This is a genomic window from Limnofasciculus baicalensis BBK-W-15 (assembly GCF_024178385.1).
Taxonomy (GTDB): domain Bacteria; phylum Cyanobacteriota; class Cyanobacteriia; order Cyanobacteriales; family Coleofasciculaceae; genus Limnofasciculus; species Limnofasciculus baicalensis.
The window spans coordinates 1-8,911 of record NZ_JAMZMM010000255.1; the positions used below are offsets into that span (position 1 = coordinate 1).

An 8,911-nucleotide genomic window follows, 5' to 3' on the forward strand; every position below is an offset into this window, starting at 1 on the left:
TCTATAAAAGACCGCACCCCCCACTCCCCACTCCCCACTCCCATAGCTCAAAGGAACCCCGGTTATGTCATTGGTGAAAGCTAAACTCATTTCCACAGATGGAGGCGGAACTATTGAGTTCATGTTCAATCCCAACCAGTTGGGATTCACTCAGCAAATTAATTTAACTAAAAATAGCGGCGCACGGACAGGCAGAGGACTACCCAAAGTTAACTTTGCCTACCCGGAACCCTGCAAACTCAGTATCAACGATATTATGTTCGATACCTACGAGACTGGAGAGAGTGTCCTAGCATATATATCACAATTTGAAAAAGCACTAAATTTTGCCGAATCCGGAGAAGGTAAGGAAAAACGCCCACCTACATATCTATTTACTTGGGGTGCTACGCAATATATTCGCTGCTTTATTACCAACTGTACCTACAATTTGACTATGTTTCTGGAGGATGGCACGCCAGTACGTGCCAAGGTTAATCTTTCTCTGGAAGAGATTGATGAATCCACCTCCCAACCAGGAATGGGAACCCCTCAGCCTAGTAGTTCCCAACGTCAGGGTAATAGTCGGGGTAATGGTAGTTAGTAACGATTCCCAATTCCCTGGAAGAGTTTTGAGTTTGGAATTCTTAATTTTGAATTGAAACTCAAAACTCAAAGCTCAAAACTCAAAACTCTTTTTCCTATTCCATGCCTACAACTTACATAGCGGAACCAATATTAGAAATTGATGGTCAAGCAGCAGCGGCAAGTTTGATCGAGGATATTCTGGAAATCTCGGTAGAAGAGAGTCTCCATAAACCGGGCACGTTTACTATAGTAATTAATAATGATTATTTTCCAGGGCGATCGCAAGATCAGACTTGGCGATATGCCAGCTTGTTTGAAATTGGCAAATCAATTAAGATTGGATTTACTTCTAGTACCAGTCAAGCCAGAGAATTTGCCCAAGAAAAAAAGGACTATATCCTAGAAGGGGAAATCACGGGGATGGAGTACCACTTCACCAGTGATTCTCAAGCGCCGATGATTATTCGCGGTTATGATGTCTCCCATCGCCTCACGCGGGGACGTTACAACCGCTCCTTTCAGAATATGACGGATACGGATATTGTCAGAAAAATTGCGGGGGAAGTGGGAATACCAACAGGGACTATTGATAATACAGGAGGTCCTTATGGTTATGGGGATATCGGCGGTGGTAATGGCTATATTTTCCAACAAAATCAGACTAATCTGGAATTCTTGAGGGAACGGGCAAATCGCAATGGTTTTGAGCTATTTGTTAAAAATGGTAAGCTTAACTTCCGTAAACCTAAAGTTGAAGAGTCTCTAGAATTAGAGTGGTTGAAGGATATCCACAGTTTTGAGGTGAGAGTTAGTAGTGATGAACAGGTGAGTGAAGTTGAGGTACGGGGTTGGGACTATAGCCAAAAGCGATCTATTGTAGAAACAGCGCGTAATGGGCGAGTTTTTACTAAAACCAAACATGGTGAAGGAGTTAAAACTAGTAAGAGCTTTAAAGGACAGCCGCCTACGCCCAAGATGATAGTAGTGGATAAACCTGTATCCAACGGTTCTGAAGCGCAAAATATTGCCCAAGCTTTGTGTGATGAATTGGCGGGACAATTTGTCCAAGCGGATGGTAAAGCAGAAGGAAATCCCAAAATTCGGACTGGGACATTGGTGAAAGTTAAGGATATGGGCAACTGTTCTGGTGAATATTACGTGACGAGTTGTTGTCATCTGTACCAAGAACGGGTCTACACTACAGAATTTAGCGTGCGAGGTTCGCGAGGAGATAATGGAGTTGCATCTGTGATGTCATCCTCATTAGCCACCAAAACCGCCCAAAATCTCCTGGTTGGTTTGGTTACTGATAACAAAGACCCCAACGGCTGGGGAAGAGTCAGGGTAAAATTTCCCGCTTTTACAGAAGATGATACCAGCTATTGGGCACGGGTTGTGGCAACAGGTGCAGGAGCAGATCGCGGTTTTGATTGTTTACCAGAAATTAATGATGAAGTGATGGTTGCTTTTGAACATGGCGATATGCAGCGTCCTTATGTGATTGGTGGGGTTTTTAATGGTAAAGATAATCCGCCGGAAAAAGTAGATGATAGTGTAGTTGGTGGTAAAAAGCGTCTCCGCACTTTTAAAACCAGAACAGGACATAAACTACAGTTTGTGGAAGAGGATAAGGGCAGTAGTAAGAAAGGGATTTCTCTTGATACTGTTGCTGGTCATCATGTCCAGATGAATGACACAGACAAGTTTGTCGAAGTGAATACTAATGGTGGTCATAAGGTGCGTTTGGACGATCAGAATAAGAAGATTTTGATTCAAACTACTAATGGTAATAAGTGTGAAATGAGCGATAGTGGGGATAAAATCACTATTAGTGCTAACCAAAAGATTGAGATAATAGCACAGACGGGCATTACTCTGAAAGTGGGTAGTAGTTCGATAGAAATGACCCCAGCAGCTATTACAATAAAATCTACCGCTCACAAAGTAGAACTAGGAGCGGCAGGGATTACTATTGATACTCCAGGTCAAGCTCAACTGAGTGGAACTCAAACCTCAGTGCAAGGTAAAGCAATGGTTAGCGTTTCTGCACCTATGGTAAGTCTTGGGTAGTAATGTTGTTAGTTGTTGGTTGTTGGTTGTTGGTTGTTAGTTGTTGGTTGTTGGTTGTTAGTTGTTAGTTGTTAGTTGTTAGTTATTGGTTATTAGTTATGAGTTGGTGAGTATTAATATAACAAATAACAAATAACAAATAACAAATAACAAATTAACAAGAGGAGCAAAACAATGCCATTACAAACTTGTATGGGAGCAACGCTTCAATGTATACCTTTTGGATTAGCACCCAGTTCGTTAATTGTCATTCCTAAAGGTCCACCTGTATCAGTTCAGGGTATGCTAGCTGCTACTATTATGGATTTTGTACCAATTGCCAATATTCCACCCTTTGGTATGTGTATTTCCATAGCCAATCCAGCCGTAGCAGCAGCTACCACTGCCGCTTTGGGTGTCTTAACTCCTATGCCTTGCATACCTGTTCCCGTGGGACCATGGAAACCTGGGGCAATTAAGACTAAAATTAATAAGTTTCCAGCACTGGATAACTTATCTGTCTGTAACTGTATGTGGGGAGGGGTAATTAAGATAGTTACGCCGGGACAATTTAAGGTAAGTGTCCTTTAAGAGTCTATCCGAAGAAGCTAACCGATGTTTCCTCAATTGTTACTGCCAAAAGATAAGTACGTCCAAGTCTCTATATGCCTCAACCAGGTACACCTAGATGGTATAACACCAACAGAGGCGATCGCAAAACTGATGGAATTGGGCTACCAACCTGAATTGCGCTATCAAGTTGACCCCGATACCGAGGAATTGCACTTGTATGGAGTCATCCACGAGAAACATTTGAGTGAATCGGAGATGACACAAGAAAAATGCCATCAACTTTGGCAAGCTTTCAGCAATAACACTATTCTCTACGTTATTGGTACTCCTACGATAGATTGCCATCAATGGATAGCTATCTGTGACTTGGAGGATTTTGCCCAAAAAGAACAAGAATATCATCAATATCTTAACACCCTACCTCAGCCAGTTCCACCAGTAAGCAATCCCGAACATATTGCCAGTGGTGCATCTATTAGCAAATGTTAGATTAATGGTAGGTTGGGAAGATTTTACTCCAATTACTAATACCTACCTTTAAGGAAGAAACTGCTACCATGATTGAAACACTACCCAAACTATTAACCTTAGTACCTAAGATTTTCTCGAAAAAACCTCTGCGTACCTCTGTGTTAACCTCTGTGCCCTCTGCGTTAAAAAAATATCCTATGCTTGAGGAGACTGACTTACTAGTAGTATATTTAAGACATTTAGGAATTATAAAATGGCTGATAACTCCAAATGGACTCACCTAGGTAGTGGACTAACATTCCCATTAAGGGTAAACTTACAAGGTAGCCCCCAACTCAGTTCTGAAATCCGGAACATTGAAGAGTCAATTGGGATTATTTTGGGTACAAAGGTAGGGGAGAGGGTGTACCGCCCAGATTTTGGCTGTCGGTTGTCGGATCTTGTCTTTGCGCCGATGAATACGGAAACTCTTTTATTAATCCGTATCTATGTTGAGGAAGCTTTGAAAATGTGGGAACCTCGGATTGAGTTAGATGGGGTTTTTACTGAACCGGATCAGATGGGAGGTAGAGTGAATATTATTATTCAATATCACCCTAAAGATTCTCACGATTCTCGGAGTTTGGTTTATCCTTTTTATTTACAACCTTCGGGTTAGTTATTGGTTATTAGTTGTTTGTTGTTGGTTATTAGGGTGAGGGAGGCAGCGGATGGATTTGGGGTTTTAGCTGTTAACAAACAACAAACAACAAACAACAAATAACAAATAACAAATAACAAATAACTAACAACAAATAACTAACAACAAATAACCAATATGGAATTTGATTTTTTACCGAAATTACCTAAATCTAATCTGGACGATCGCAAATTCCAGGATTTAGTGGATGAATGTATTTTACGCATCCCTCGCTATTGCCCGGAGTGGACTAATTATAATCCTAGCGATCCTGGTATTACTCTGGTTGAATTATTCGCGTGGTTAACTGACCAAATGTTGCTGCGGTTCAATCAAGTACCTCTCAGAAACTATATTACTTTTCTGGAATTATTAGGAATTCGTCTAAAACCTCCGATCCCTGCTCAAACAGTTCAGACATTCTATATGAGCGCTACTTTACCTGAAAATTATAGAATTCCAGCAGGTACGGAAGTAGCAACACTACGAACCCAAACTGATGAAGCGATTGTTTTTACTACTGTCCGCGATTTGATAATTGGCAAACCCAGTATCAGACATTTTTTAACATCTGAAACTGATGAAGAACAACCTCAAGTTTTACGAGATCGCTTTGTTGGTTCATGGAATCAGGAATCGAATGGAGATTGGAGTGGTTCAACTTTATCCTGTTTTAGCGAACAACCTCAAGCGGGGAATTGTTTTTATTTAGTATTCGATCCTGATGGGGAAATTGAAGGAAACGCGATCGCAATTACTTTCAAAGGTGAAGCGGCTACTGCTACAGGGATTAACCCAGAAAATCCGCCCCGTCGCTGGGAAGCTTGGAATGGTGACTATTGGGAATCTGTTTTATTACAGGAATCTGACGATTATACCAAGGGATTCAGTTTTAGCGAATTAGTGCGTCAAGGGGGAAATCCTTTGCAAGGAGCAGATGTTCTCTTACATTTAAACCCGCGTTGGCCTGTTAGTCAATTTGTGACTTATCGAGGAAGGTGGTTGCGCTGCGTCTATAATGAAACCGATCGATATCAGTCTGGTTATATTCGATCTCCCCGGATTGTCGGATTAAGTACTCGTTCCATTGGCGGCACAGTTGAAGCGATTCAATGTAGCACGATTAGAAATGAAATTTTGGGAGAAAGTGATGGGAATCCTGGACAAACTTTTCAATTACAAGGGACAGGAATTTTACCTCGGCAAACAGACGAACATCTTTTAGTAACACCTCCTGGAGGATTACCCCAAATCTGGCAAGAAGTGAATGATTTTGCAGATTCAGGACCAGAAGATCTGCACTATACAATAGATTCAAGAACAGGTACAATTCAATTTGGACCGCTGCTAAGAGAACCAACTCAATTACGGGATCGCACTCAATGGCGGATGACATCCCAAAGAGTTACAGAGCGTCAAAATTACCCACTTTTGCCAGAAGCAAGAGGACAATTAGCTAATGGTACTATGCCTAGATTGGATGCCGCTTCTCTTCAGGATATGGAACGTCAATATGGAGCAGTACCCCCTAGAGGCTCGCTAATTCTGATGGTATCTTACCGCATCGGCGGCGGACAAAAAGGTAATGTCCAAAGTGGTAGTATCAAGATTTTAAAATCGGCTATTCCCTACATTACTAACACCATTAACCATACCGCAGCTCGCAACGGAGCCGATGCTGAATCTTTAGAAGATGCAGTAATTCGAGTACCTCGCCTCTTGCGTACTCGCGATCGCGCTGTTACTCCAGAAGACTTTGAATATCTTGCCATGGAAGCGGGCGGAGGAGGAATTGCGCGGAGTCGCTGCTTAACACCAAAGAAAAAAGAGGATGCTGGTATTGTACGCCTATTGCTTGTCCCTCAAGCGAATACAGACTCAATTGAGCAAGGGTTGGGTATCGATCCGGATTTCTTCAAAATTACCCCCCAACTTCGGGATAGAGTTAGTGCTTATCTGGATGAGCGACGATTACTAGGAGTTGAGGTAAAATATCAGGAACCAACTTATGTTGGCGTTGCAGTGCAAACTGAAGTTGCCTTAGAGCCAGCCTACAATAATCCTTACGCCCAACAGGAAATTCTCACCAAATTGCAAGTTGCTCTCTACCGCTTCCTCAATCCCCTCACAGGTGGACCAGAGGGTACAGGTTGGCCTTTTGGTCGTCCAGTCTATTCTTCAGATATTGTAACTTTATTGCAAAGCATTTCCGGGGTACGCTATTTAGGGGCGGTACAACTATTTGAATTGCGTCAATCTCCACAAGGTTGGCAGAGAAACTTACCTCAAGAGCCTGTAATTGACCCCGGTCCATTGGGATTAATCTGTTCCTGGTACAATAATCGCCTACGATCTGGTCATGCGATCAATATTTTTTGAATAAGGGGCTAGGGGCTAAAATAGTTTTGAGTTTTAAGTTTTGAGTTTTAAGTTTTAATTCAAAATTGATAACTAAAAACTCAGAACGATATACTTCATACTTCATACTTCATACTTCCCAACTCCCCACTCCCCCCAAAAATGACCCAAACTCGCGATATTGTACCCTTACGTTTGCAACTGACATCAATGAATGTGTCAGAGATAATTCCCGCACCAACTAAAGCAGGGGAAGAGGAGAGAGGTTCCCCTCTGGCAACGATGAATGGGAATGAACAAAGATTTAAGGGTTGTGAGGTTACTCTATACCCTGGAGAAGCAAGTGAAATGCTGATTCAGCTTGAAAATCGAGGCGATCGCACTTTACAATTTAATATTTCTATTGAGGGTGACTTTCCCTCTGAGTGGTATCGCGTTAGTGTCGAAGGGAGGGAACTCCTGCCCAAAAGAGAAAAAGAAGCTGTTATTTACTGGGAAATTCCCGACGATTTCTTTGAGTCGGATGAAGTTGGTAAGTACAGTAAATCTCTATTACTGGATTATCAAGGTAAGATTTATGTCTCTTATTCTGAAGCAGACACAGGGCGACATTTTAGTGAATCTTCTATATTTAATCTCTACATCCGTCCCCGGAGTCTGTACCCCAAATTTTTACCAGAAATCTATCGAGAAGTGGATTTTATTGGTCGCTTCCTGAAGATTTTCGAGCAGACTTTTGAACCCACAGTCCAGGCTTTGGACGCGATGTGGGCTTATCTCGATCCTTTAATGACTCCGGAGGCGATTTTACCTTTTCTCGCCCATTGGGTAGGTTGGCAGCTCAATCCTGCTTTAAGTTTAAATAGGCAGCGGTATCTGATTCATCAAGCGATGGAAATCTATCGCTGGAGGGGAACTCGTCGGGGATTGCGGTTTTATTTACATTTGTTCACTGATTTGCCCCTTGATGAAGATTTGGCAGAAGAGGAGAAGCATATTAGTATTCGGGAAATGTTTACTGAGGGTTTTGTGATGGGGAATACTAAGTTAGGCGAAAGTGCCTTTGTTGGTGGTGGACAGCCTTATCATTTTACGGTGGTATTGCGTACTGATAGTACGATGGAGATTGATGAAAAGTTAGTGCGGGAAATTATTGAGCAGGAAAAACCTGCTTTTTGTACATATCAATTGGATATCGTTTGATGGTGCGTAATCTAAATCATAATATTATTATCCATAATCTGACGTTGATTACGCCGACTTTCAATAATTCGCTTTTTGATAGTTTGTAGCAGCATTTATAGCAGTTGATGAAGTCAGTTAAGACACTCTGAATTGCTGAAGCCTTTGATTCTATTCCCTTCTTCCCCTAGCCCCTAGGCTCTAACCCCTAGTCCCTAGCTATATGTCAGAATACTTAGCTCACAATCAGCCAAATCTAGAACAATTAAATCAATGGATCGAATTTTTTCATGCCCATGGCTTTCTCGTAATTCAAAATGTCCTCACACCTGAACAATGCGATTTGCTCAAAAATGATTTGGATGATGCTTTAAAGAAAGCTCAGGTAAAAAATTATCAGAAATCAAAAAAGATTATGCCGCGAATGTTTGAGGATTCTCAGCATAATCTAGATTTGTTTGCTCTGGAGCCAATCGTGACATTTGCAGAACATCTCATCGGTGGAGCTAATGGCGCTAGCTACTCAATGGAGGATGGTATTCCTAATGCCAATACTATTCATGTTATCCACAATAATTCGTTTAAAATTCCTCCGGAAACTGATGGGTTAGCTAAAAATGCTTGGCATCAAGATGATACACCCCACATTCTCTCTTTGGATGGCAATCCTTTAACTAATATCCGTCTGAATGTATTGGCATTTACCGTAAATTATTACCTGACAGACGTTATATCTGAAGAGAATGGACCAACTCAAGTGATTCCTGCCTCCCATCTATTTGGGAAGTTGTGCGATGGTAATATTGCCGGATATGAAGACAGAATCTATAGCTGTTTGGGCGGGATGGGTTCGGCTGTTTGTTTTAATAATCAAGTTTGGCATAGAGGAGCTAGGAATAGTTCCTCAGTTACTCGTTATATTACACAGATTACTTATGCTAAAAGACTTGTCGGGCATAAGTATGAGCCATTCATGAATTATAAGAAAATAGCCTGAAAACCCCGTGACTTGAGTCCGGGGATGAAAGGCAT

General features: G+C 41.7%; 8 protein-coding genes. All 8 read left to right on the forward strand.

The genetic code is table 11. From position 1 onward, the window contains the following. Nucleotides 1–64: 64 nt before the first annotated feature. Nucleotides 65–583 carry a CIS tube protein gene (locus tag NJ959_RS20780; RefSeq protein ID WP_256529520.1) on the forward strand — a complete coding sequence of 173 codons (519 nt, stop codon included), beginning with the start codon at nt 65–67 and terminating at the stop codon, nt 581–583. A 104-nt stretch (nt 584–687) separates the two neighbouring features. Further along, nucleotides 688–2,637, forward strand: a complete 1,950-nt coding sequence (locus NJ959_RS20785; RefSeq protein ID WP_254013653.1) for a VgrG-related protein — start codon at nt 688–690, stop codon at nt 2,635–2,637. A gap of 174 nt (nt 2,638–2,811) precedes the next feature. Continuing rightward, nucleotides 2,812–3,207 (forward strand): DUF4280 domain-containing protein, encoded by a 396-nt coding sequence (locus NJ959_RS20790; protein WP_254013654.1) that lies wholly within the window; start codon nt 2,812–2,814, stop codon nt 3,205–3,207. Between the two features lie 24 nt (nt 3,208–3,231). Continuing rightward, nucleotides 3,232–3,678 (forward strand): hypothetical protein, encoded by a 447-nt coding sequence (locus tag NJ959_RS20795; RefSeq protein ID WP_254013655.1) that lies wholly within the window; start codon nt 3,232–3,234, stop codon nt 3,676–3,678. Between the two features lie 235 nt (nt 3,679–3,913). Next, nucleotides 3,914–4,318, forward strand: coding sequence for a GPW/gp25 family protein (locus NJ959_RS20800; RefSeq protein ID WP_254013656.1), 405 nt, complete (start codon nt 3,914–3,916; stop codon nt 4,316–4,318). A 159-nt stretch (nt 4,319–4,477) separates the two neighbouring features. Continuing rightward, entirely contained in the window at nt 4,478–6,718 is a 2,241-nt protein-coding gene (locus tag NJ959_RS20805; protein WP_254013657.1) for a putative baseplate assembly protein, read from the forward strand. Between the two features lie 141 nt (nt 6,719–6,859). Further along, nucleotides 6,860–7,900: a phage tail protein gene (locus tag NJ959_RS20810; RefSeq protein ID WP_254013658.1), complete on the forward strand. Its 1,041-nt coding sequence runs from the start codon at nt 6,860–6,862 to the stop codon at nt 7,898–7,900. Between the two features lie 202 nt (nt 7,901–8,102). Beyond that, nucleotides 8,103–8,876, forward strand: coding sequence for a phytanoyl-CoA dioxygenase family protein (locus NJ959_RS20815; RefSeq protein WP_254013659.1), 774 nt, complete (start codon nt 8,103–8,105; stop codon nt 8,874–8,876). Nucleotides 8,877–8,911: the final 35 nt, after the last annotated feature.